At 66.2% G+C, this 24,048-nt stretch carries 25 protein-coding genes; 8 read left to right on the plus strand and 17 right to left on the minus strand.

Going from position 1 to position 24,048, the window contains the following annotated elements:
• Positions 1-3: 3 nt before the first annotated feature.
• The 3 genes from ACODSC_RS05980 to ACODSC_RS05990 are packed head-to-tail and all read right to left on the minus strand — an operon-like array spanning position 4 to position 5,637.
• Positions 4-3,366, minus strand: coding sequence for an error-prone DNA polymerase (locus tag ACODSC_RS05980; RefSeq protein WP_488812715.1), 3,363 nt, complete (start codon positions 3,364-3,366; stop codon positions 4-6).
• Positions 3,363-4,928, minus strand: coding sequence for a Y-family DNA polymerase (locus ACODSC_RS05985; protein WP_488812717.1), 1,566 nt, complete (start codon positions 4,926-4,928; stop codon positions 3,363-3,365). The genes ACODSC_RS05980 and ACODSC_RS05985 overlap by 4 nt, the downstream gene beginning before the upstream one ends.
• Positions 4,819-5,637, minus strand: coding sequence for an ImuA family protein (locus tag ACODSC_RS05990; RefSeq protein ID WP_488812719.1), 819 nt, complete (start codon positions 5,635-5,637; stop codon positions 4,819-4,821). The genes ACODSC_RS05985 and ACODSC_RS05990 overlap by 110 nt, the downstream gene beginning before the upstream one ends.
• Positions 5,638-5,889: 252 nt before the next feature.
• On the opposite strand from ACODSC_RS05990, the gene ACODSC_RS05995 reads away from it, so the two are divergent.
• The 3 genes from ACODSC_RS05995 (at position 5,890) to ACODSC_RS06005 (ending at position 9,390) form a co-directional block, all read left to right on the plus strand.
• On the plus strand, positions 5,890-7,455 hold the full coding sequence (locus tag ACODSC_RS05995; protein ID WP_488812721.1) for a DEAD/DEAH box helicase: 1,566 nt from the start codon (positions 5,890-5,892) through the stop codon (positions 7,453-7,455).
• Between the two features lie 95 nt (positions 7,456-7,550).
• Positions 7,551-8,600, plus strand: coding sequence for a GGDEF domain-containing protein (locus tag ACODSC_RS06000; RefSeq protein WP_488812723.1), 1,050 nt, complete (start codon positions 7,551-7,553; stop codon positions 8,598-8,600).
• A gap of 40 nt (positions 8,601-8,640) precedes the next feature.
• Complete coding sequence (locus ACODSC_RS06005; RefSeq protein ID WP_488812725.1) at positions 8,641-9,390, plus strand: lysophospholipid acyltransferase family protein; 750 nt, start codon at positions 8,641-8,643, stop codon at positions 9,388-9,390.
• 155 nt (positions 9,391-9,545) lie between these two features.
• On the opposite strand, the gene ACODSC_RS06010 is transcribed toward ACODSC_RS06005, so the two are convergent.
• The 9 genes from ACODSC_RS06010 to ACODSC_RS06050 are packed head-to-tail and all read right to left on the minus strand — an operon-like array spanning position 9,546 to position 16,778.
• Entirely contained in the window at positions 9,546-9,902 is a 357-nt protein-coding gene (locus ACODSC_RS06010; RefSeq protein WP_488812727.1) for a TfoX/Sxy family protein, read from the minus strand.
• A 1-nt stretch (position 9,903) separates the two neighbouring features.
• A complete protein-coding gene (locus ACODSC_RS06015; RefSeq protein WP_488812729.1) occupies positions 9,904-10,293 on the minus strand; it encodes a HesB/IscA family protein in 390 nt (129 codons plus the stop codon).
• Entirely contained in the window at positions 10,293-10,682 is a 390-nt protein-coding gene (locus ACODSC_RS06020) for an SUF system Fe-S cluster assembly protein (RefSeq protein ID WP_159850384.1), read from the minus strand. Before ACODSC_RS06020 ends, ACODSC_RS06015 begins: the two co-directional genes overlap by 1 nt.
• 4 nt (positions 10,683-10,686) lie before the next feature.
• Positions 10,687-11,907, minus strand: a complete 1,221-nt coding sequence (locus ACODSC_RS06025) for an aminotransferase class V-fold PLP-dependent enzyme (RefSeq protein WP_488812732.1) — start codon at positions 11,905-11,907, stop codon at positions 10,687-10,689.
• Positions 11,908-11,918: 11 nt separating this feature from the next.
• Positions 11,919-12,941, minus strand: a complete 1,023-nt coding sequence (gene sufD / locus ACODSC_RS06030) for a Fe-S cluster assembly protein SufD (RefSeq protein ID WP_488812734.1) — start codon at positions 12,939-12,941, stop codon at positions 11,919-11,921.
• Complete coding sequence (sufC, locus tag ACODSC_RS06035; RefSeq protein ID WP_488812736.1) at positions 12,938-13,687, minus strand: Fe-S cluster assembly ATPase SufC; 750 nt, start codon at positions 13,685-13,687, stop codon at positions 12,938-12,940. The genes sufD and sufC overlap by 4 nt, the downstream gene beginning before the upstream one ends.
• Positions 13,688-13,696: 9 nt before the next feature.
• Positions 13,697-15,163: a Fe-S cluster assembly protein SufB gene (gene sufB, locus ACODSC_RS06040; protein WP_488812738.1), complete on the minus strand. Its 1,467-nt coding sequence runs from the start codon at positions 15,161-15,163 to the stop codon at positions 13,697-13,699.
• Positions 15,163-16,302, minus strand: coding sequence for a cysteine desulfurase family protein (locus ACODSC_RS06045; RefSeq protein ID WP_488812740.1), 1,140 nt, complete (start codon positions 16,300-16,302; stop codon positions 15,163-15,165). The genes sufB and ACODSC_RS06045 overlap by 1 nt, the downstream gene beginning before the upstream one ends.
• A complete protein-coding gene (locus tag ACODSC_RS06050; protein WP_476694062.1) occupies positions 16,299-16,778 on the minus strand; it encodes an Rrf2 family transcriptional regulator in 480 nt (159 codons plus the stop codon). Before ACODSC_RS06050 ends, ACODSC_RS06045 begins: the two co-directional genes overlap by 4 nt.
• Positions 16,779-16,936: 158 nt before the next feature.
• On the opposite strand from ACODSC_RS06050, the gene ACODSC_RS06055 reads away from it, so the two are divergent.
• Positions 16,937-17,587: an alpha/beta hydrolase gene (locus ACODSC_RS06055; protein ID WP_488812742.1), complete on the plus strand. Its 651-nt coding sequence runs from the start codon at positions 16,937-16,939 to the stop codon at positions 17,585-17,587.
• 162 nt (positions 17,588-17,749) lie between these two features.
• Positions 17,750-18,004 carry a YdeI/OmpD-associated family protein gene (locus tag ACODSC_RS06060; protein WP_488812744.1) on the plus strand — a complete coding sequence of 85 codons (255 nt, stop codon included), beginning with the start codon at positions 17,750-17,752 and terminating at the stop codon, positions 18,002-18,004.
• Positions 18,005-18,019: 15 nt separating this feature from the next.
• Here the strand turns inward: ACODSC_RS06060 and ahpF are convergent, their stop codons facing one another.
• From ahpF to ACODSC_RS06080, 4 genes are all read right to left on the minus strand, one after another.
• Positions 18,020-19,606: an alkyl hydroperoxide reductase subunit F gene (gene ahpF / locus ACODSC_RS06065; protein WP_488812746.1), complete on the minus strand. Its 1,587-nt coding sequence runs from the start codon at positions 19,604-19,606 to the stop codon at positions 18,020-18,022.
• A gap of 133 nt (positions 19,607-19,739) precedes the next feature.
• Complete coding sequence (ahpC, locus tag ACODSC_RS06070) at positions 19,740-20,303, minus strand: alkyl hydroperoxide reductase subunit C (RefSeq protein ID WP_135195428.1); 564 nt, start codon at positions 20,301-20,303, stop codon at positions 19,740-19,742.
• 107 nt (positions 20,304-20,410) lie between these two features.
• Positions 20,411-21,613, minus strand: a complete 1,203-nt coding sequence (locus ACODSC_RS06075; RefSeq protein WP_488812748.1) for an exo-beta-N-acetylmuramidase NamZ family protein — start codon at positions 21,611-21,613, stop codon at positions 20,411-20,413.
• A 144-nt stretch (positions 21,614-21,757) separates the two neighbouring features.
• A complete protein-coding gene (locus ACODSC_RS06080; RefSeq protein WP_488812750.1) occupies positions 21,758-22,261 on the minus strand; it encodes a DOMON-like domain-containing protein in 504 nt (167 codons plus the stop codon).
• 133 nt (positions 22,262-22,394) lie between these two features.
• On the opposite strand from ACODSC_RS06080, the gene ACODSC_RS06085 reads away from it, so the two are divergent.
• Positions 22,395-23,207, plus strand: a complete 813-nt coding sequence (locus tag ACODSC_RS06085) for a class I SAM-dependent methyltransferase (protein WP_488812752.1) — start codon at positions 22,395-22,397, stop codon at positions 23,205-23,207.
• Between the two features lie 39 nt (positions 23,208-23,246).
• Here ACODSC_RS06085 and ACODSC_RS06090 read toward each other — a convergent pair whose 3' ends face one another.
• The gene (locus ACODSC_RS06090; protein WP_488812754.1) at positions 23,247-23,462 is read right to left on the minus strand and encodes a DOMON domain-containing protein; all 216 of its coding nucleotides are present in this window, start codon (positions 23,460-23,462) and stop codon (positions 23,247-23,249) included.
• A gap of 158 nt (positions 23,463-23,620) precedes the next feature.
• On the opposite strand from ACODSC_RS06090, the gene ACODSC_RS06095 reads away from it, so the two are divergent.
• A complete protein-coding gene (locus tag ACODSC_RS06095) occupies positions 23,621-23,794 on the plus strand; it encodes a hypothetical protein (RefSeq protein WP_488812756.1) in 174 nt (57 codons plus the stop codon).
• Positions 23,795-23,834: 40 nt separating this feature from the next.
• Positions 23,835-24,026, plus strand: coding sequence for a hypothetical protein (locus tag ACODSC_RS06100; RefSeq protein ID WP_488812758.1), 192 nt, complete (start codon positions 23,835-23,837; stop codon positions 24,024-24,026).
• Positions 24,027-24,048 lie beyond the last annotated feature (22 nt).

Genomic DNA, 24,048 nt, shown 5'->3' on the forward strand with positions numbered 1-24,048 from the left:
GCCTCAGTGAAAGTCGCGCGACCCCGGCAGAATGCGGACGTCGCGCGGATGCCGGCCGGTCGGGCTGCGTGGACCTTGCGGATATTTCACCGCATCCGCCCGCGACAGCTCGACCTGCAGGTCATAGTCCTCGGACAACCGGCTCAGCTCGGCCGAGCGGTCCACGACCTTGCGCACCATGATGTGCAGCACGCCCTCGACGCTTTTCTCGACTGTGCCCTCCACCTCCATCAGCCGCGCGGCCATCACCTCGCGCCGGAAGGTCTCGAACAGCCGCGCCCACAACAGGGCGTTCACTACCCCCGTTTCGTCTTCCATCGTCACGAAGATGGCGTTGCCCGTGCCAGGCCTTTGCCGCACCAGCACCACCCCGGCCGTGCGCACCAGCCGCCCGTGCTTCTGGGCCATGACCTCTGCCGCGCTCAGCACCCCCTCCGCCCGGAATACCGAACGCAACATCCCCATCGGATGCCCCTTCAGCGACAGGCGCGTCGTCTGATAGTCGGTGGCGATATGCTCCTTCAGCGGCATCAGCGGCAGGTTCGCCGCCGCCTCGACGCCCAGCTCCCGCGCCCGCGCGGCCTGGAACAGCGGCAGAGGCTCATCGTCCGGCAATCGTCTGACCGCCCACAGCCCCTCGCGCCGGTCCAGCCCGATCGACCGGAACGCATCCGCATCCGCCAGCTTCCGCATCGCCGCCGCCTCCAGCCCCGTCCGCCGCGCCATCTCTTCGACGTCGACAAAAGGCGCATCACGCGCCTCGACAATCCGGTCCGCCCAGGCCTGTTTGAACCCGTCGATCTGGCGCATCCCAAGCCGCAGGGCCGGATACTCCCTGCCCCGCTCAGTCGATTCGAGGGTGTTGTCCCAAAGGCTGTGGTTCACATCGATCGCCCGCACCTCGACCTTCTGCGGGCTCTCCTGCGCATCCCGCACCAGCTGCGCCGGCGCATAGAACCCCATCGGCTGACTGTTCAGCAGCGCACAGGCGAACACCGCCGGATGATGGCATTTGATCCACGACGAGATGTACACCAGCTTGGCGAACGACACCGCGTGGCTCTCGGGAAAGCCATACGAGCCGAAGCCCTTGATCTGTTCGAAACAGTTGCGCGCGAAATCGGGGTCGTAGCCCCGTTTGATCATGGTGCCGACCATGAGGGTTTCATATTTGGCAAGGTCGCCATCGCCCCTGAACGTCCCCATCGACTTGCGAAGTGCGCTGGCCTGAACCGGCGTAAATTTGGCCGCCTCCATGGCGATCCGCATCGCCTGCTCCTGAAACAGCGGCACCCCGAGGGTCTTTTCCAGAATGGACTTCAGTTCGTCCTTGGGATTTGGCGGCGCCGGTTCGGGATAGACAGGCTCCTCAACGCCCATCCGTCTGCGAAGATAGGGGTGAACCATATTGCCCTGGATCGGACCGGGCCTGACGATCGCGACCTGAATGGCCAGATCGTAGAAAATCTTTGGCTTCAGCCGCGGTAGCATGTTGATCTGCGCCCGGCTCTCCACCTGGAAGACGCCGATGGACCGACCTTCCTGCAGCATCTGATAGACTTCCGGCCGCTCGTCCGGAACCGTGTCCAATTCCAGGTCGCCCAGGTCATGCTCACGCATCAGGTCGAACGCCTTGCCGATGCAGGTCAGCATGCCAAGAGCCAGCACATCGACCTTCATCAACCCCAAGGCGTCGATGTCGTCCTTGTCCCATTCGATGAAGGTTCGGTCCGGCATGGCCGCATTGCCAATAGGCACGATCTCGTCCAGCCGGTCCCGGGTCAGGACAAAGCCTCCAACGTGCTGGGACAGGTGCCGGGGGAACTCCAGCAGCCGCCGCGTCATGGCGACGGCGCGGATCACGGTCGCATTACCGACATCCAGCCCCGCCTGTTCCAGATGCCGGTCGGGAATGTCCTGACTGAAACTGCCCCACTGGCTTCCGGCAAGGCGTGCGGTCACATCGTCAGTTAAGCCCATGACCTTACCGACTTCGCGAATGGCGCTGCGCGGCCTGTAGCGGATCACGGTCGCGGCGATGCCAGCCCGGTCGCGCCCGTAGCGGGTATAGATGTCCTGAATGATCTCTTCACGTCGTGCATGTTCGAAATCGACATCGATGTCGGGCGGTTCATCGCGTGCGGTCGATAGAAAGCGCTCGAACAGCATGTCGTGCTTGCCCGGATCGACCGAAGTGATCCCCAGCACGTAGCAGACGGCCGAATTCGCAGCGGAGCCCCGCCCCTGGCACAGGATGCCCTTGTCTCTCGCCACCCGAACGATGTCGTGGATCGTCAGGAAATAAGGAGCCAATCCACGCTCACCGATGAAGGTCAGCTCCTTCACCAACGTCGTTCGCACATGGTCTGTGGCGCCGTCGGGGTATTTCTCTCCAAGGTTCCGCTCAACCAGATACTCAAGCCAGCCCTGAGGCGTTTTTCCTGGCGGAATCGGCTCTTCCGGATAGTTGTATTTGATATCCTCCAGATCGAACGCCACCCGCGCCAGCATATCCTGCGTCTCGGCCACCGCCTCGGGGGAGTCGGCGAATAGACGGCTCATTTCGGCGGGCGGCTTCAGATGACGTTCGGCGTTCTGATCCAGGCAACGACCCGCCCCCTCCAGTGTCACCCCCTCGCGAATACAGGTCACGACATCCTGGAGGTCTCGCTGTTCAGCGTCGTGATAGAGAACGTCGTTGACCCCCAGCAACGGCGTGCCTGTCGTCGCGCTCAGCGTCTTCAGCCGCGCCAGACGGCGGCGGTCGTCCCCCATCCTCTGCATGGCGGCGCCCAGCCAGACGGCGCCCGGTGCTGCATCATTCACCTGACGTAGCAGGGCCTCCAGCCCCTCCAGCCGACGGGGCGGCATGACGATCAGCAGCAGGCCTTCGGGCGCGCGCAGCAGATCGCGCAAGCCGATCTCGCACTGGCCCTTTTTCGCCCGGCTGTTGCCCAGGGTCAGCAGGCGGCACAGGCGGCCCCAGCCCTGCCGGTCCTCGGGGTAGGCCAGGATGTCCGGCGTCCCGTCGTTGAACCGCAGCCTCGCGCCCAGGATCAGCTTGAAGGCCTTGGCCCGCGCCTTGATCTGCTCCGGATCGAGATCGACGGGAAACGAATCCTCCACCAGCACCGTCTCGCCGGGTCCGCCGCCCTGGCGCACTCTATCCGGCGGCGACCAACCCTCCTCGCGCAGGGTCTTCAGCGCGCTCCATGCCCGCACCACCCCGGCCAGGGTGTTGCGGTCCGCCAGACCCATTCCGGTGTGGCCGCGCAGTATGGCGCTGAGCACCAGATGTTTCGGATGCGACGCCCCTTCCAGGAAGGAGAAGTTGCTGCGCGTCGCCAGCTCGGCATAGGCGGTCACGCGAAGACCCCGTGCACGAACCAGCGGGGCGCCGGCTCCTCGCCGTAAAAGCCGGAGCGGAACAGCCAGAAACGACGGCCCTCCTGGTCTTCGACCCGGTAATAGTCGCGCGTCGGCTCCAGCGGGCGTTTCAGGGTGCGCCACCATTCAGGCGCGATGCGTTCGGGGCCTTCGACCCGGACCAGACGGTGATCGACCCGCCGCCAGATGAAGCGGTTCGGCGGATGGTCGGGCACCTCGGCCGTCGCCAGAACGGGTTGGGGCGGATCGAACATCTGCAAGGGCCGCAAAGGCGGGTCGGCGGGGTCGGGTTCGGGCCAGCCGTCGTCTTCGCTAGGCGGCAGGGCCGCGGGTCTCAAATGCACGGCGCGCTCAGGCCGGTGTGACGCTACCGGCTCGAACCGGCTGACCGCCTCCGGTCCCAGACGTGCGGTCAGGCGATCGACCAACCGCCCCAGATCCTCCGCGCCCGGCGCAGTGGGCTCGAAGCCGCGCTGGCGCGAGGCCAGTCGATCCGCCACCGGCACGGACAGGCGTAACTGGTCGAAGCCGAACCCCGGCTCCAACGGCCGCGCCAGCGCCGCCAGTCGTTCGCGGAACAGGCGCAGCACCCCGGCTGCATCGCGGCTGGGCCGTCCGGTGCGGACGGTGATGTGGCGCACCTCGCCGTCCAGACGGAAGAAGCCGACCTGAAAGGCCCGACCGCCCTGACCGCGCAGGTCGAGCTGATCCATGGCCTCGACCAGCAGGTCGCCGATCACCGCCTCGATGTCGGTCGTCTCCGTGATGGGCTCGATCAGAATGCGATCGACGCAAACGATCAGAACCGGCCGTTCAGGCCGAATGCGGGCGTCCTCGCGCCCCAGCACCCGGTTCAGCCGCGTCGCCGCCGCCGCGCCGAACCGGGCGGCGATCGGGGCCGTCGGGCGGTCGGCCAGATGCGCCAGGGTCTTCAGCCCCGCGCGCGACAGGGCCTGGGTCTCCTTGTCCGACAGCTCCAGCGCCGCGACCGGCAGGCGGCGTAAGGCCTGGCTCTGCCCATCGCCCTCGTGGATTCCACCACGCCCGAACCGGGCTAGGGCGCGCGCCGCCTCGGGCGTGCCGGCCATGGCCAGACGCACCGCCAGCCCCACACCGCCCGCCCGCGCCGCGACCGCCCGGACCAGCCCGTCTTCGCCCCCGAACAGATGCGCGCAGCCCGTTACGTCCAGCGCCAACCCGTCCGGCCCGTCGGTCGCCGCCATTGGGGTGAAACGCCCGAAATCCAGCAACACCCGTTTCAACAGGGCCGCATCCGCCTCGGGCCGGTGCGCCACCACCCGGATGTCCGGCGCCCGCGCCCGCGCGTCGGCCAGGGTCATGCCCGGCGACAGACCCAGCGCCAACGCCAACGCATTCGCCGCCGCCAGACGCAGCGCCCCCTTCACCTTCTCCACCAGCACGGTCTCCGGCTCAGCCGTAGCGTCGGAGCGCCCCTCCGCCCGCCTCAGCCGATCCGTCGGCAGCAGGGGAAACCAGACCGCCAGGTAGCGCCGGTCGTTGCGACTGTTGATGTTCGGCATTCCGCCCGCCCTGTTCGAAGACTCCGCGCTCACGATCCCACTCCATCATCCAGGCGTTCGGCTGCGCGCCCAGCCGATGCCGCAACAGTTCGACCGCATAGGTCGGATGACCGGGCGCCTCCGCCTCCAGCGCCCGTGACAAAGCCCCCCTGACCCGCCACCGGGTCTCGGCCGCGCTGGGCTGGGGCTGGGCCGCCAACCGTGTCAGGATCGCCGTCGCTCGTCCCTGCCCCGCCGCCATCGACAGACGCCGCGTGGCGGTCAGGCTCAGCACCTTGCTTTCGCCCCAGGCCGTCAGCAGCACCGCCCCCACGGCCCCGCAGGACAGGGCCTCCTCGCCCGCCGCCAGCAGGTCCTTCATCTCCTTGACCCGCACCAACACGATCCGCCCGGGATCCAGCCCAAGTTCACGCAGGCCTGGCCCATGGATCTGTCCCGTCTCCAGCCCCGCCATGGCCTGGACGCCCCACACCACAGGCCGATCTCCTGCCGCTCGCTGAACCAGCCCCAGGGCGAACCCCAGGGCCGCTGTCGCATCGGGCGTGGTCGCGGCGTAGATCTCGTGCAGCGCATGGGTCGCCAGCCCGCCGACATGCCGATCCGCCGCCTCGCAACCCAGCTCGAAACGCGCGTCGTCGACCGGATGGCCGTCGGCCTCCAGGGTTCTGAGATGCTGGCGAAGGGCTTCAAGATCGCGGCCGGACCGCACAATAGTTCTCCTTTTGTTCTCTTATATGCCGCCTCCACCGGGTGAGGAGTCAAGCGGAGTCCCAGCTTGGCCATGGGAATTTATTCCGCGCCGGCCGGGCGCCGCGCATATCGGAAATACTTGACTTTGACGCAGGGGCTTCTATATCGCCACCAGCCTCGGGACAGGTCTGCGATCCGCGCCGCCCGCTCGCCCAAAGAGGGGCGGTTCCGTTGCTGCTATGCACGCAGACGCTTTCCACCCCAAGGATTCATGACCGAATTTTCCCAACTGGGCCTCTCGCCCACGACCCTGCAGGCCGTCGCCGACACCGGCTACACGACCGCCACCCCCATTCAGGAACAGGCGATCCCTGTCGCCCTCGCCGGCCGCGACGTGCTGGGCATCGCCCAGACCGGCACCGGCAAGACGGCCGCCTTCACCCTGCCCCTGGTCGAACGCCTGGCCTCCGGCCGCGCCCGCGCCCGCATGCCGCGCGCCATCGTCCTGGCCCCGACCCGTGAACTGGCCGACCAGGTCGCCGAAAGCTTCGCCAAATACGCCAAGGGCACCAAGCTGAGCTGGGTCCTGCTGATCGGCGGCGTCTCCATGGGCGACCAGGTCGCGGCGCTGAACAAGGGCGTCGATGTCCTGATCGCCACACCGGGCCGGCTGCTCGACCTGTTCGAACGCGGCAAGATGCTGCTGACCGGCGTCGAGATCATGGTCGTGGACGAGGCCGACCGCATGCTCGACATGGGCTTCATCCCCGACATCGAGCGCATCTTCAAACTGACGCCGCCGCGTCGCCAGACCTTGTTCTTCTCGGCCACCATGCCGCCCGAGATCACCCGCCTGACGACCGCCTTCCTCAAGGATCCGACCCGGATCGAGGCCTCGCGTCCGGCGATGACCGCCGACACCATCACCCAGTACGTCGTCCGCATTCCGACCTCGGACCCCAAGGCCAAGCGCACCGCCCTGCGCGCCCTGGTCGGCCGTGAGGACGTGCGCAACGGCATCGTCTTCTGCAACCGCAAATCGGAAGTCGACATCGTCGCCAAGTCGCTGAAGCAGCACGGCTTCGACGCCGCGCCGATCCACGGCGACCTGGACCAGTCGCACCGGATGAAGACCCTGGCGGACTTCCGTTCGGGCGCGCTGAAGATCCTGGTGGCCTCCGACGTCGCCGCGCGCGGTCTGGACATCCCGGACGTCAGCCACGTCTTCAACTACGACGTCTCTCACCACGCCGACGACTACGTCCACCGCATCGGCCGCACCGGCCGCGCGGGCAAGCTGGGCCAGGCCTTCATGATCGTCACCCCAGCCGACGACAAGTCGCTGGATAAGGTGCTGAAGTTGATCAAGATGGATCCGCAGGAGCTGGTTCTCGACGACATCGACTTCGACGCGATCAAGGACGGCCCGCGCCGGGACGACAAGCGTTCGGGCGGTCGTGAACGCTCGGGCGAGCGTCCCAGCCGGAGCCGGTCGCGCAGCAACACGCCTTCGACTGAAACTGCAGAAGTCGTCGCCGTTGCAGCGCCCGAGGCCCCGGCGACCGAAGCGCCCCGCAGCCGCAGCCGTCGCAAGGCTCGCCCGGAAGCCCCGGCCGAGGTCGCAGCGCCCGCTCCTATCATGGTCGAGGCCGTCGAAACGGTCGAAGCCATCGAGACGCCGCGCGCGCCGCGCGCGGATCGCGAGCCTCATCTGCTGCAATCCGACCGTCGCGGCGACCGCAAGGCCGCCAAGGACGAGCCTCAGCGCCAGGGCGTTCGTGGCTTCGGCGACGACATTCCGGCCTTCCTGCGCCGGCCGGTCACCATCCGCGCCTGACGCTTGAAAGTCGGGGCCGTTTACCCCGCATTACGGAACATTGCTTAGTGTTCGCTCCCAATACGGCTCCAGAACGGGGGTCGAGGGGAAGAAGAATGTCCAAGCAGGTCGAGACGGCGCTACGGGGCCCGCAAGCCTATGCCCTGGCGCGTGATGTCATCGCCGAAATGGAAAAGGCCGGCGTCTGGCCGACGCCGCTGAACTTCGAACTCTGGCTGCACTATCTCAGCGATCCTGACGGCGCCCTGGCCCAGGAAATTCGCCGCCTTCTCGCACAGTCCACGGTCATCACCGACAAGACGTCGGAGATGCTGGCCGCCGAGTTCCTGCCGCGTGGGCGTCTGCCGGACCAAATCCGTGATGTCGGCGCCGTCCTCGACCGCGAACTGGCCAGCGTCGCCAGCGCCATCGCCATGGCCCACAAGACCCAGGCCGACTATGGCGAGACCCTCGCCGACGCCTCCCACTCCATGGAAACCGTCGAGGATACGTCCTCGCTGAAGGATTTGGTCGGCGGCTTGTCGACCGCGACGAACCGCGTGCGCCGCGAGACCGCGATCCTGGAAAAACGTCTGGAGAAATCCAACAAGGAAGTCATCCGCCTGCGCGAGAACCTGGAACAGGTGCGCCGCGACGCCATGACGGACGCCCTGACTAACCTGGCCAACCGCAAGGCTTTCGACGAACGGCTGGAGGCCGCCTGCGCCGAGGACGACGGATCGCTGCTCAGCCTGGCCATCCTCGACATCGACCACTTCAAGCGGTTCAACGACACCTGGGGCCACCAGACCGGCGATCAGGTGCTGCGTTACGTCTCCACCGTCCTGTCCAACATCTGCGGCAAGACCCGATTCGCCGCCCGGTTCGGCGGCGAGGAGTTCGCGATCATCTTCCCCGGCGAAGGCGCGGGCGTCGTCATGGCGGCGCTCGAAAGCATCCGCAACGACGTGGCCTCGCGCGCCCTGCGCCGCCGCTCGACCAATGACGACCTGGGCTCGGTGACCCTCTCGTCCGGCTTCGCTCAGCGTCAAAGGGGCGAAACCGCCGCCAGCCTGTTGGAACGCGCCGACGCCGCGCTCTACGAATCCAAGCGCGCCGGTCGAAACTGCGTCACGCCCGCGTCGTCGCTCGAAAACGCGGCCTAAGCGGGCCTGACAAGGCCAGGCTTTCTGCCATAGTCGCCCCATGCGCAGCTTCGCCTTCAATGTCGCCTACTGGATCCTGTCGATCGGCTACGGCCTGACGGCGGCCTTCGCGGCGTTCGCACCCGGTCGCGGTCCCGCCAGCTGGGTCATCCGCCGCTATGTCAAGCGCATGGTCCAGGCCATGGCGATCTTCGCCGGCATCCGGCTGGACGTGCGCGGCAAGGACCGGCTGCCTGAGGGCGCGTTCATCATCGCCTCGAAACACCAGAGCTGGGGCGACGGCTTCGCCACCTATGACCAGTTCGACGATATCGCCTTTGTCACCGGCGACCATCTGGAGAAGCTTCCCCTGCTGGGCGGCGTGCTGAAGAAACTGGGCGCCATCGTCGTCAACAGCTGCGGCGGACATGAAGCGCGCAAGGCCCTGGCCATGCGCGCCGCCGAGGCCCGCGCCGAGAACCGCAAGATTCTGATCTACCCCGAGGGCCATCTCGCGCCGGTCGGCCAGAAGTTCAAATATCGCTCGGGCGTCTGGCACATGTACCGCGACTTCGATGTGCCCGTCGTGCCGCTCGCCACCAACCTCGGCGTCTTCTGGCCCGAGGAGAAATACGAGAAACACCCTGGAACGGCGACGCTGGAGTTCCTTGAACCCATCCCCGTCGGCCTGCCGAAAGAAGAGTTCCTGGCCCGGCTGGAAGCCGTCATCGAGACCCGCACCGCCGAGCTGGTCGCCCAGGCGACAGGTCAGCCGGTCACGCCGGCCGTGCTGGTGGAAGCACCAAAATAGAAACTGTCTCCTCCCCGCTTCGCGGGGAGGTGGCGCGGCGCTTCTTCAGCGCCGTGACGGAGGGGCTCTGCACCGCATCACCTGTGCCTGTGCGACTTCGAGAACCCCTCCACCGCTACGCGGTCCCCCTCCCCATTTCATGGGGAGGAGACGAGCTACCTCCTGCTCGGCTTCTTCCCCGCCGCCTTCTTCACCGCCACTTCCAGCGACCGCCGCGCCCAGGCGACCGCTTCGTCGGGATCGTCCAACGCCGTTTCCGGCAGGGTCCAATAGCCCATGCTCATCGTCCGCCCGTCCTTGGCCGGATAGGTGAACTGACGCGAGCCGGCCTCCAAGAAGGCTTCGCCCAGCGTATCATCCCCCTTCAACCAGACAACGCCGTCGTCCAGCAGGGCGAACATCACGCCGGACGCATAGACCCCCGCCCCGCCGAACATCCGCTTGATCTCCAGCCGACCCAGACCTGCGAAATGCTCGCGCACCCATTCGCCGAAGTCCCCGTCGTAAGCCATGTCAGTCGGCGGCGACCGGCACGATGGTCACGCTCTCGCCGCAACCACAGGCGTCCGTCTGGTTCGGATTGTTGAACACGAACTTGGACGCGAGCCGCGTCGTCTCATAGTCGATCTCGGTGCCGATCAGGAACAGCACTGCCTTTGGCTCGATCAGGATCGTGACGCCCTTGTCCTCAACCACCTCGTCCAGCGGCCCGACGCTGTCGGCATAGGCGAAGGTGTATTCCTGGCCCGCGCAGCCGCCGTTCTTGACCCCGATCCGCAAACCGATGTGGTCGTTCTCGGCATTGTCCAGGATTTCGCGCACGCGCTCAGCGGCGGCGTCAGTCAGGGTGACGGCCTTGGGCCGCGGGCGGCGGGGACGGGATGTGGTTTGAAGTTTGGTCATCAGAACATGTTCAGGGCCAGCTTGGCCTCATCACTCATCTTGGAGCTGTCCCACGGCGGGTCGAACACCAGATTGGCCTTGGCGCTGCGCACGCCCTCGACCTTCTCGACCGCCGTCTCGACCCAGCCCGGCATCTCGCCGGCGACCGGACAGCCAGGCGCCGTCAAGGTCATGTCCACTACCACGTCGCGGTCGTCATTGACGTCCACGCGATAGATCAGGCCCAGCTCATAGATGTCGACCGGGATTTCCGGGTCATAGACCGACTTCAACGCCTCGATCAGCTGATCGGTCAGAGTGTCCAGCTCGGCCTGCGACAGGGCGCTCTTCTGGGGTTCGTCCCAGGCATCCTTGAAGGCGTCGCTGTCTTGAATAGGTTGATCTGTCATCGGCTTACACGAAGAAGTTCCGCGCCTTGATCAGCGCATCCACGAAGGCGTCGGCATCCTCCACGGTGTTATATAGGGCGAAGGAGGCGCGGGTGCTCGACGTCACGCCCATTCTTTTCGCCAGCGGCTCGGCGCAATGCAGGCCGGCCCGCACGGCGACGCCGTAACGGTCCATGATTTGGGCCACGTCATGGGCATGCGCGCCCTCGACGGCGAAGGTCAGGATCGCGCCCTTGCCTTGCGCCTGACCCAGAATCCGCAGCCAACCCTGGCCGTCCAACCGATCCACGGCGTGCTGATACAGCGCATTTTCGTGCGCCTGCACCGCCGCGCGGTCGTATTGCGCCAACCATTCCAGCGCCACGCCCAGGCCGATGGCCTCCAGGATCGGCGGCGTTCCCGCCTCGAACCGGTGCGGCGGCTTGGCGTAGGTCACACGGTCACGCTCGACCGTCTCGATCATCTCTCCCCCGCCCTGATAGGGCGGCAGGGCCTCCAGCGCCTCGGCCGTGCCATACAGGGCGCCGATGCCGGTCGGCGCAAACAGCTTGTGGCCGGTCAGGACATAGAAGTCGCAGCCGATGGCCTGCACGTCCGGCGTCGCATGGACCGCGCCCTGACACCCGTCGATCAGCACCTGAGCCCCGGCTGCATGCGCCAGACGCGTGATCTCCGCGACCGGATTGATGGTCCCCAGCACGTTCGACATATGGGTGACCGCGACCATGCGCGTGTTTGGCACCAGCAGGTCGGCATAGGCCGCCATGTCCAGCGACCCGTCGTCCAGCACCGGGATCCATTTGAGCACCGCCCCGCGTCGTTCGCGCAGCAGGTGCCAGGGCACGATGTTGGAATGGTGCTCCATCTCCGAGACGATGATCTCGTCGCCCGGCTCGATGCTCAGCCCCAACCCGTTGGCCACCAGGTTGATCGCCTCGGTCCCGCCCTTGGTCCAGACCACCTGCTCGGGGCTTTCGGCGTTCAGGAAGCGGGCGACGATCTCGCGCGCCTTCTCGAAGGCCTCGGTCGCCTCGTTCGACAGAGTGTGCAGGCCGCGGTGGACGTTGGCGTAACCGCCCTCCATCGTCGCGACCAGGGCGTCGATCACCGCGCGCGGCTTCTGCGCCGAGGCCGCATTGTCCAGATAGACCAGCGGCTTGCCGTTCACCTGTCGCGACAGGATCGGGAACTGCGCCCGCACAGCATAGGGATCGAAAAGGTTCACAACCTTAGTTTTCAAAGTCTGGCCGTCAGCCATTCCCTCGCCACCTCTCTTGCACCTTCATGTTCGATCCGGTCGATGACCTCGATCAGGAAGGCTTGCGTCAGCAGGGCGCGGGCCTCGTCGGCCGGAATGCCGCGCTGCTGCATGTAGAACAGGGCGCTTTCGTCCAGCGTCCCCACCGTATTGCCGTGCGCGCACTGCACGTCGTCGGCATAGATGATCAGTTCCGGCTTGGCGTCGATCTCGGCCCGTTCCGACGCGATCAGGGCGTGGTGGCCCATGCGCGCATCGGTGCCGTCGGCCCCGCGCTCGACCACGATCTTGCCCTGGAAGACGCCGCGCGCGGTGTCGCGGGCCACGCCCTTGATCAACTGGCTGGTCGCGCCGTCATGCTCGACGTGACGCACCACGCTGGTCAGGTCGGTGTGACGCGATCCGTTCAGCAGATACAGGCCGTCGGCCTGGACATGCGCGCCCTGGGCGTAATGGGTGATGCGGGTCTCGATCCGCTGCAGCTTGGCGCCGGTCGTGACGATGGTCTGGCGATAGACGCCGCCCGCCTCGACCTTCACATGAGCTTCGGACACGGAGATGGCGTCCTCCGGCTCTTCGACCAGCACGACGCGCGTCACCTCGGCCCCGGCCGCCACGTCCAGCTCCAGCGTATTGTGGGCCACATAGGCCGAGCCCGCGCCCTCGTGCGTCTCCAGCAGCAGCAGCTTGGCGCCCGCCCGCGCCGAGACCCGCGCGCCGGCCGTGTGGCCCGTCCCTACCGCGTCGGAAATATAGCGCAGCCGCAGCGTCTGCTCGCCCGAGGCGATGAAGTCGGTCACGCCCACGGCGCGCCCATTGGCGAAGACGATCGCCTCTCCGCCCAGGTCATAGAAGGGCCCTGGCGGCCCGACCGTCGCCGTGCCCGAAGGCTCCGGCGCCGCGCGAAGCCAGCGCTTCAGGTCGCTGTATTTCCACGCCTCCGTCCGCCGTGACGGAAAGGTTTCGGCGTCGGTCAGATCAATGGCGAAGGCCGCGCTCATGCCGGTTCCAGAAGATACTTGTCGTACCCTTCCGCCTCCAACTGATGCGCCAGCTCCGGCCCGCCCGAGGCCACGATCCGACCGCCGGCCAGCACATGGACCCGGTCCGGTTTGATGTAGTCCAGCAGGCGCTGATAGTGGGTGATGACCAGCATGGCCCGGTCGGGACGGCGCAGGGCGTTCACACCCTCCGACACGATGCGCAGGGCGTCGATGTCCAGGCCCGAATCCGTTTCGTCCAGGATCAGCAGCGACGGCTCCAGCAGGGCCATCTGCAGGATTTCCATCCGCTTCTTCTCGCCGCCGGAGAAGCCGACGTTCAACGGCCGCTTCAGCATGTCGAAATCCATCTTCAGCGCCTTGGACGCCTCGCGCACCAGCTTCATGAAGGCCGGCGCCGCCACCTCCTCCTCGCCCCGCGCGCGCTTCTGGGCGTTCAGCGCTGTCCGCACGAACGTCAGGGCCGGCACGCCGGGAATCTCGATCGGATACTGGAACGACAGGAAGACGCCCTTGGCCGCCCGCTCGGCCGGGTCCAGCGCCAGCAGATCCTCGCCCGCCCATTCGACCGCGCCCTCGGTCGCCTCATAGCCCGGCCGCCCCGACAGGGCGTAACCCAGCGTCGACTTGCCGGCTCCGTTCGGGCCCATGATCGCGTGCACTTCGCCGGCCGGCACTTCGAGCGTCAGGCCTTTGAGGATCGGCTTTTCGCCGACGGAGACGTTGAGGTTGTTGATCTTCAGCATGGTTCTTCTTTACCCGACCGAGCCTTCGAGGCTGATCGCCACTAGTTTTTGCGCCTCGACGGCGAACTCCATCGGCAGCTTCTGCATCACGTCGCGGACGAAGCCGTTGACCAGCAGGGCCACCGCCTCCTCCTGCGACAGGCCGCGCTGCTGGGCGTAGAAAAGCTGGTCGTCGCTCAGGCGGGTCGTCGTCGCCTCGTGCTCCAGCTGCGCCGAGCCGTTGCGGGCCTCGATATAGGGGATGGTGTGCGAGCCGCACTCTTTCCCGATCAGAAGGCTGTCGCACTGGGTGAAGTTGCGCACCCCCGTCGCCTTGGGATGCACCGAGACCAGGCCGCGATACGTCGAGTCCGACTTCCCCGCCGACACCGCCTTGGCGATGATCCGCGACTTGGTGTTCTTGCCCAGGTGGATCATCTTGGTGCCGGTGTCGGCCTGCTGATGTCCGTTGGTGATTGCGATGGAATAGAACTCGCCCGAGCTGTCGTCGCCCTTCAGGATGCAGGACGGATATTTCCAGGTGACAGCCGAACCGGTCTCGACCTGAGTCCAGCTGACCTTGGACCGATCACCCCGGCAATCCGCGCGCTTGGTGACGAAGTTGTAGATGCCGCCCCTGCCCTCGGCGTCGCCGGGGTACCAGTTCTGCACCGTCGAATATTTCACCTCGGCGTCGTCAAGCGCCACGATCTCGACCACCGCCGCATGCAGCTGGTTCTCGTCGCGCATCGGTGCGGTGCAGCCCTCCAGATAGGAGCAATAGCTGCCCTTGTCTGCGATGATCAGGGTGCGCTCGAACTGGCCCGTCTGGCTCGCATTGATGCGGAAATAGGTAGACAACTCCATCGGGCAGCGCACGCCCGGCGGGATGTAGACGAACGATCCGTCGGAAAAGACCGCGCTGTTCAGGGCCGCGAAATAGTTGTCCGAGACCGGCACCACCGACCCCAGATATTGCCGCACCAGTTCAGGATATTCACGCAAGGCCTCGGAAATCGGCATGAAAATCACGCCCACCTTGGCCAGTTCCTCCTTGAAGGTGGTGACCACGCTAACCGAGTCGAACACGGCGTCCACGGCCACGCGCGGCGCGCCTTGCACCCCGGCCAGCACTTCCTGCTCCTTCAGCGGGATGCCCAGCTTCTTGTAGATTTCCAGGATCTCGGGATCGACCTCGTCCAGAGACTTCGGCCCCTCCTTCTGCTTGGGCGCCGCATAGTAGAACAGCGACTGGTAATCGACCGGCTCATACTTCACCGCCGCCCAGGTCGGCTCTTCCATCGCCAGCCAGCGCTCATAGGCGGCGAGGCGCCATTCCAGCATCCATGCTGGCTCGCCCTTCTTCTCGGAGATGAAGCGCACGATCTCGGCGCTCAGGCCGCGCGGCGCGTATTCCGTCTCGATGTCCGAGGTGAAGCCGTGCTCGTACTTCTCCAGCGCGGCGACAGCGTCGATGGTTTCCTTGACGGCGGCCATCAGGCGACCTCTCTCACGCGCTCTGCGGCGCGTGCCTTGTGCTTCGTATAGGCGGCGATCCAGGCGTCGGCGAACCGGCTCCAGTCGCTCTCGGTCGTGCCCCAGCCGCCGGAGACACGCACGCCACCGGTCGCCAGAGCGTTCAATCCCATGGCGCTGATGGTCTTGGACGGCTTGACCTTGCCCGACGAACAGGCCGACCCCGCCGACACCATCACCCCCGCCAGATCGAGCGTAATCAACTGTTGAGGACTGTCCCAACCTTCGACCGCCATGAACAGCGTATTGGGCAGGCGCGCCACCTCGCCGCCGATCACGGTCGCCCCTGCGGCCATCACCTTCGCCTCGGCCGCATCACGCCAGCCGACGTGCGACTGCATCGCCTCCAGATCCCGCGCGGCGCAGTCGGCGGCCACGCCGAACCCGGCGATGCCCGGTACATTCTCGGTCCCGGCGCGCAGTCCCCGCTCCTGCCCCGCCCCATGCAGGATGCGAACGCCCGACACGCCTTCCTTGAAGATCAACGCCCCCACGCCCTGCGGCCCGCCCAGCTTGTGCGCCGACAAGGTCAGGCTGTCGGCGTCCAGCACCCGCATATCCACCGAAATCTTGCCCGCCGACTGGATCGCATCGACATGCAGCCAGCCGCCGGCCGCGCGCACCAGGGCGGCGGCCTCGACCACGGGCTGGATCACGCCGCTTTCATTGTTCGCATGATGGATGGCGACCACGGCCCGGCCCGGACGGCGCAACGCCTGCGCCAGCCAGTCCAGATCGACCACGCCGTTCGCATCGACCGGCAGCACCTCGACCAGCGCGCCCGCATTCGCCGCCGTCTCGGCCACGCACGGATGTTCGGTCGCCGAGACGATCAGCCGCTCGCACCCGGCCGCCAGTGCGCTGGCGATGCCCTGCGCATTGGCCTCGGTCCCGCCGCTGTTGCACACCACCGCCGTCGGATCGGCCCCGACCAGGTCTCCAACCTGGGCCCGCGCCGTCTCAACCCGCGCCCGCGCCCGTCGCCCGGCCGCATGAACCGCCGATGGGTTGCCGTTGTCGGCCAGGGCCTTGGCCATGATCTCCAGCACTTCCGGCCGCACCAGGCCCGAGGCGTTGTAGTCCAGATAAATGCCGCTCATGCCGCCACCCCGACAGCTTGCGGCTCCACGTTGCGACGACGCTGGCCCGTGCGGTTCATCACCACATCTTCCAGCGACACCCCGGCCAGATAGCGATGAATCTCGTCGCCCAGGTCTTCCCAAAGATTGTGGGTGATGCAGCGTTCGCCGGCCAGCATACAGCCCTTGGGCGACCCATGCGCGACGCACCGCGTCGCGCGGATCGGCTCATCGACCGCCAGCACGATCTCGGCCACCACCGTCTCGTGCGCGCCCTTGGCCAACCGATAGCCGCCGCCCGGTCCCCGCACGCTCTTGACCAGGCCGCTCTTGCGCAGCCGGGCGAACAACTGCTCCAGATAGCTCAGCGAAATCTCCTGACGCGCGGCGATCTCGGCTAGCGAAACCGCCCGAATGTCGCCGCTCTCGCCGCGCCCGTTTTTCGCCAGATCGGCCATCGCCATCACGGCGTATCGTCCCTTGGTCGACAGACGCATATCGCACCTTCAAAAATTGCGCGCTTTTCGGGGCTCTTGTGCTAGAACCCGCGCCTTCGCAAAGGCGGCGCGCTTGCGGAGGGACTTAGAAAGTCCCACCTCAGCGGTCAAGTATTACGCACTCGCGAAATGACAGTTGAACGGATTCCAGAGCCCCTATGCCTGAAGTCATCCTGCCCGGCGCCTCCGGTCGCATCGAAGGCCGCTATTCCCCGGGCAAGCGCCCGAACGCACCGATCGCCCTGATCCTGCACCCGCATCCCAAGGCGGGCGGGCACATGAATAACCCGGTGACGGTCACCCTGCACCAGCTGTTCCAGCAGCGCGGCTTCGCCACCCTGCGTTACAACTCGCGCGGCGTCGGCAAGTCGCAGGGCGAGTTCGATTCGGGCATTGGCGAGCTGGCCGACGCCGCCACCGCCCTCGACTGGCTCCAGTCGAACAACCCCGGCGCCAGTCAGACCTGGGTCGGCGGCTATCAGTTCGGCGCCTATATCGGCATGCAGCTCCTGATGCGCCGTCCCGAGACGGACGGCTTCATCTCGGTCTCGCCGCCGTCGAACATGTACGACTTCAGCTTCCTGGCCCCCTGCCCGGCGTCCGGCCTGTTCCTGCACGGCACTGCCGACACCGTCGTGCCGCCGGTCGAGGTCGAGCGCGTGGTCAACAAGCTGCGCACCCAGAAGGGCATCATCATCGACTACGAACTGGAAGAAGGCGCCAGCCACTTCTGGCAGGATCACATCGGCGCCGTCGAACGCCGCGTCGGCGCCTATCTGGACAAGCGTCTGGAAGAAAAGCCGGCGTAGAGCCCAATATCGTCAAACCTGGCTCATCCGCGACGACGATCCCGTCGGGTCGCCCTCGTCCCTGCCTGACGCCCAAGTCGATTTCGGCCTGAACGACGACAGCCCCGCACGGCGGTTCTGAGGCGCGGTTGCAGGTCAGGCTTTCCGGTGGGACAAACGGCCATGGCCGACCAGACGAACATCCCCGGCGGCGTCGTTCATGATCTGCCGGACGACTTGCTGACGGCGCTGACCTTCAACACCGGCGCCATGGCGACGTGGCGGGACATCACGCCCCTCGCCCGCAACGAATGGATCTGCTGGGTCGAGTCCGCCAAGAAGCAGGAGACGCGGCGCAAGCGGATAGACTGGGGTTGCGAAAACCTCCAGGCCGGCAAGCGCCGCCCTTGCTGCTGGCCTGGCTGCCCTCATCGCTGAGGCGGGACTGACCGCCTACGCCGCCTCCATCGCCTCTTCCGCCGGCACGGTGCGGATCATGTAGTCGAAAGCCGCCAGCCCCGCCTTGGAGCCCTCGCCCATGGCCACGACAATCTGCTTGTAGGGCACGGTCGTCACGTCGCCTGCGCCGAAGATGCCCGGCTGAGACGTCTCGCCGCGATGATCCACCTCGATCTCGCCACGCGCCGTCAGGCCCACGGCGCCTTTCAGCCATTCGGTGTTCGGCACCAGGCCGATCTGAACGAAGATGCCTTCCAGATCGACATCGTGATGGGCGTCGGAGTTGCGGTCCTTGTAGGACAGGCCCGTCACCTTATCCCCGTCGCCATGCACCTGGGTCGTCAGGGCCGAGGTGACGATCCGCACGTTCGGCAGGGTCGCCAGCTTGCGTTGCAGCACCGCATCGGCCCGCAGCTCGCTGTCGTATTCGATCAGGGTCACATGGGCCACGATGCCCGCCAGGTCGATGGCCGCCTCGACGCCCGAGTTGCCGCCGCCGATCACCGCGACCCGCTTGCCCTTGAACAGGGGCCCGTCGCAGTGCGGGCAATAGGCCACGCCCTTGTTCTTGTACTGGTCCTCGCCCGGCACGTTCATCTGGCGCCAGCGCGCGCCGGTGGCCAGGATGACAGTCCGCGACTTCAGGCTCGCGCCGTTCTCCAGCACGACTTCATGCAGACCGCCCGGAACCTTGGACGGCACCAGCTTGGCCGCCTTCTGCAGGTTCATCAGGTCCACCTCATATTCGCGGACATGCTGTTCCAGATGGGCCGCCAGCTTCGGCCCCTCAGTGTGCGACACCGAAATGAAGTTCTCGATCGACATGGTGTCCAGCACCTGGCCGCCGAACCGCTCGGCCGCGATCCCGGTGCGGATGCCCTTGCGCGCCGTATAGATGGCGGCCGCCGCCCCGGCCGGGCCGCCGCCGATGACCAGGACGTCGAACGGATCCTTGGCCTTCAGCCGCTCGGCGGCGCGCGCCTCGGCGCCCGAATCGATCTTGGCGACGATCTGCTCCAGCTCCATTCGGCCCTGGCCGAACAGTTCGCCGTTCAGGAAGACCGTCGGCACGGCCATGATCTTGCGTTCATCCACCTCGTCCTTGAACAGGCCGCCTTCGATGGCGACGTGTTTGATACGCGGGTTCAGCACGCTCATCAGGTTCAGGGCCTGCACCACGTCGGGGCAGTTCTGGCACGACAGCGAGAAATAGGTCTCGAACACATAGTCGCCGTCCAGGTCCTTGATCTGCTGGATCAGCTCCTGCGCTGCCTTGGACGGGTGGCCGCCGACGTGCAGCAGGGCCAGCACCAGCGAGGTGAACTCGTGGCCCAGCGGAATGCCCGCGAACCGCACGCCGATGTCCGTGCCCTTGCGGCGTATCAGGAAGCTGGGCTGGCGCTCATCGTCATAGTCGCGGCCCATCTCGACCTTGCCGTGCGAGACCGAGACGATCTCCTCCAGCAGGGTCTTCAGCTCGATGGACTTGGGCCCGGCGCCCAGCGAGGCGACCAGTTCGACCGGATGGACGATGTTCTTGAGGTAGCCCTCAAGCTGAGATTTCAGATTGGCGTCCAGCATGGGGGCAGTCCTCGAATTTTCAGGGGTGGCGCGCCGCCTTCCAGCCGATCCCGGCGAGGCCTGCGCGATAGCATCCAGCCTTCCGGCCGGGTGGGTCCGACCCGAAGGCCGGACCCGATAGGCGTCGTTAGTCTTAGATCTTGCCGACGAGGTCGAGCGACGGCGCCAGGGTGGCTTCGCCTTCTTCCCACTTGGCCGGGCAGACTTCACCCGGGTGCGAACGCACATATTGCGCGGCCTTGACCTTGCGCAGAAGCTCGGCGGCGTTGCGGCCGATGCCTTCCGACGTGGTCTCGGTGAACTGGATCACGCCGTCCGGATCGACCAGGAAGGTCGAACGGTCGGCCAGGCCCACGCCCGGACGCATGGCGTCGAAGTTGTTGGTCACCTGGCCCGAAGGGTCGCCCAGCATGGTGTAGTTGATCTTGCCGATGGCCGGCGACGAGTCGTGCCAGGCCTTGTGCGAGAAATGGGTGTCGGTCGACACCGAATAGATCTCGACGCCCAGCTTCTGGAACGCGTCATAGTGGTCGGCCAGGTCTTCCAGCTCGGTCGGGCACACGAAGGTGAAATCGGCCGGATAGAAGAAGAAGATCGCCCACTTGCCCGCGACATCGGCGTCCGTGACCGTCAGGAACTTGCCGTTCTTGTAGGCCTCGGCCGTGAAGGGTTTGATGGTCGTGTTGATCAAGGCCATGCGGGAAAATCCAATGCAGGGTGGTTGGGAGGCCTTCTCCCTACCGCACCGCAACAAATAAGCCCAATCACTTATTTGCAGATGCACAATAGATTTTGGTTATATTATCAATACAGCAGGAACGGCCGGCGCGCCTCTTCCCACGCCGCCTCATCCGGCTTCGTCGCCGCATCCAGATCAGCCGGCGTCGCCGCCGCGTCGTCCACCCATTGCCGCAGCCCCGGCCCGCCGTTGATCACATCGATGGGCAGTTTCCCGAACGCATACTCATACGGAAAATCCCGCCACAGGTCGTAGTCGGGATATAGCCGCCGGATCGCCTTGAACCCCAGGGCCTGCACCCGCCACGGCTTGAACGCGGCGTGGCCGTAGCCGGGGTGATCGACATGGATCTGCACCCCGCTGCACAGCTGGCCGACATGCTTGTGGAAGGTCGGCTCGAACCACATGTCGCGCAGGACGCAGCCGCCCAGCCAGTCCGGCGCCAGCGCGTGCATTTCCCCAATCACCGCCCGCGCATCGATGTCCGGCGCCCCGAACAGCTCCAGCGGCCGGGTCGTGCCCCGGCCTTCCGACAGGGTCGCCCCCTCCAGCATCACAGTGCCCGCATAGGCCCGCGCCATCGACAGGTTCGGCGCATTCGGGCTGGGATTGATCCAGGCCCGCTCGCCCAGCGGCCAGCCGAAGCCCGGCCCCGCCTCGGGCGCCCAGCCCTGTATCTCCACGACCCGGTAATCCACATCCAGCTTGAACTGGTCGATGAACCACAGGCCCAGTTCGCCCATGGTCATCCCGTGCCGCATCGGCATCGGCCCCGCCCCGACGAAACTCTCCCAGCCGGGCTTAAGCGTCTGGCCCTCGACCGGCCGCCCCGCCGGATTGGGCCGGTCCAGCACCCACACCGACTTGCCGTGTTTCGCCGCCGCCTCCAGCACGTACAGCAGCGTCGTCACATAGGTGTAGATACGGCAGCCCAGGTCTTGCAGGTCGATCAGGATGACGTCGAACGTCTCCATCCATTCGTCCTTGGGCCGACGCACCTCGCCATAAAGGCTGAAGACCGGGAAACCATGCACCGGATCGCGATAATCCGGGCTCTCCATCATATTGTCCTGAAGATCGCCCTTCATCCCGTGCTGCGGCCCGAAGGCGGCGGTCAGCGTGATCTCGGGACAGGCGGCCAGCGCATCCACCGCATGGCGCAGATCCTTGGTCACCGACGCCGGATGCGCCAGCAACGCCACGCGCCGCCCCTTCAACTGCGCCCTCAGGGCATCGTCGGACAAAAGGCGGTCGAGGCCAAAGTTCATACGGGGCTCCTGAGACTCATCGCGACAGCCATGCCCGAGGCCACCACTTGCCACAACTCCCCCCCCTCCTGCTCCGTCATCCTAGGCCTTGTGCCTAGGATCCATACGCCCGGTGTCAGCGGGTAGCCCACGCCCCATAACGACCTACAGAACGGCTGCGAACGAGTCGGGATGGTGGAAATCCGGCCCCACCAATGGATGCGCCAGCCCCCAATAGGCGATCGTCCCATCGAAGCCCTCGATCACCGCCGCCAGCCCGACCCCGCCCGTCGCATCCTCCGGCAGTTCCACATCGACCGTCAGCACGAACCGTCCCTGCGCCATGCGCGTCACGATGAAGGGCGGCGTGATCTCCAACGCTCGCATCCCCTCCCGATAGCCGTCGAACCGATAGGCCGCCCACGCCCCCGACGGCGACAGATTATATTCCACATAGCCGCTGGCCGTCCGCACGAACGCCTCGAAACAGGTCGCCCGCCACAGGTCGTCCGTCCGCGCCCGCGCCGCCGCGTCAGGCCAACGCACCAACTCGACCGGCCCGGCCAGCACATATTCCAGGCTCAGCACGCCCCCCGCCCGCCGCGCCTCGACCTCGAGCGTCAGCCCGCCGGAAGGCGAAGTCGGGTGCGGGATCAGGGGCAGACGCATCCGACCTTCGTATCGGACGGCCGGTGGGGGTCAACAGCGCCGCCGCCGACCGAAGACGGAACTTCACCACATGCGCGATGGCCCTTCCCCACCCCAGATGTTATATACCATCGGTATCGGAGGCGAGACGGCCATGAACCCGAATAAGGCTCTGTGGGAGAAGGGTGATTTCACCCGTATCGCCGCGTCAATGCGCGCCAGCGGCGAGGACTTCGTTGAAAATCTGAATATCGAGCCGGGTCACCACGTCCTCGACCTCGGCTGCGGCGACGGCACGACCGCCCTTCCGGCTGCGCAGCGCGGCGCCACCGTCCTCGGCGTGGACATTGCGGCCAATCTGGTCGCCGCAGGCAACCGCCGCGCCGATGCGGCGGGGCTGGCCAATCTCCGATTCCAGGAAGGCGACGCCTCCGATCTTCGGGATATCGCCGATGAGCAGTTCGACCTTGTGGTCAGCATATTCGGCGCGATGTTCGCCCCTGACCCTGCAAATGTCGCGCGCGAGATGGTCCGGGTCGTCAGGCCGGGCGGCCGGATCGTCATGGGCAACTGGATCCCCGGCGACCCGACCCTGATCGCGCAGGTCCTTAAGACCAGCGCCGCCTACGCCCCCGCCCCGCCTCCCGGCTTCATCAGTCCGATGACCTGGGGGACGGAGGAGGCCGTTAGAGAGAGGTTCACGGCGGCCGGCCTGTCCGCATCGGATATCAGTTGCCGGCGCGACACCTATGTCTTCCGCAACGCCGAACCTCCACGCGACCTCGTCCAGACTTTCAAGACCTACTACGGCCCGACGATGAACGCGTTCGAGGCCGCCGCGCGCGAGCACAAGGCCGATCAGCTCGAGGCCGAACTGATTGAACTCTTCGAGCATCACAATCGCGCCGGGCCTGACGCCACGGACATACCGGCGACCTTCCTCAGGGTCGAAGCCGTCAAGCCTTAGATCGGGCTGACGGACATACGGAAAAGGAAGACGACCGTCTCACCCGCTGGCCGTCCGCACGAACGCCTCGAAACAGGTCGCCCGCCACAGGTCGTCCGTCCGCGCCCGCGCCGCTGCATCAGGCCAACGCACCAACTCGACCGGCCCGGCCAGCACATATTCCAGGCTCAGCACGCCCCCCGCCCGCCGCGTCTCGACCTCGAGCGTCAGCCCGGCGTGGGGCGAGGTCGGGTGCGGGATCAAGGGCAGACGCATCCGACCTTCGTATCGGACGGCCGGTGGGGGTCAACGCGCATCGGCAACAACCTGCATGGCGGGGTTGCGGAATGCGCAGCCCTCATTCAACCGTTGCATGTGCTCAGCACCTCCGACATCATCGGCCCATGCCCAAGTCGTCCCCGTATGGTCCGCAAATGACCTGGCGTGAAAAACGTCAGACGTTGAAGGACCGGTATTATCTTATCGTCGGGCCGATGCTGCTCACCCTGAGCGTCAGCGCCGCGTCATCCGACCCCTCGTCCGTCGCCCTGACTTGGGTCGCAGGCGCCCTGTTCGCGGGCTTGACGATCAATCGCATCATCCCGTGATGGCCCTCCAAGCATCAGCCATGTCGGGGCTACACTCTAGATGAAGAAGATCATTGCGTATTCTGGACTGACGTTTGTCTACGTCTTCATCCTTCTGATGCTGGCCGAAGCGGTGACCCTGCCCTGGCCGCACCTGCTGACGGTGGCCTTATGCGGCGCCGTCGGGGCGTCGCTGGCGAATCTCACCGGCTGGCTGATAGAACGAAAGACGCGTCGCAAGCCCACGGCTTAGATCAAGGGTCGGGCTGCGGTTA

The organism is Brevundimonas sp. FG128, from assembly GCF_057809775.1.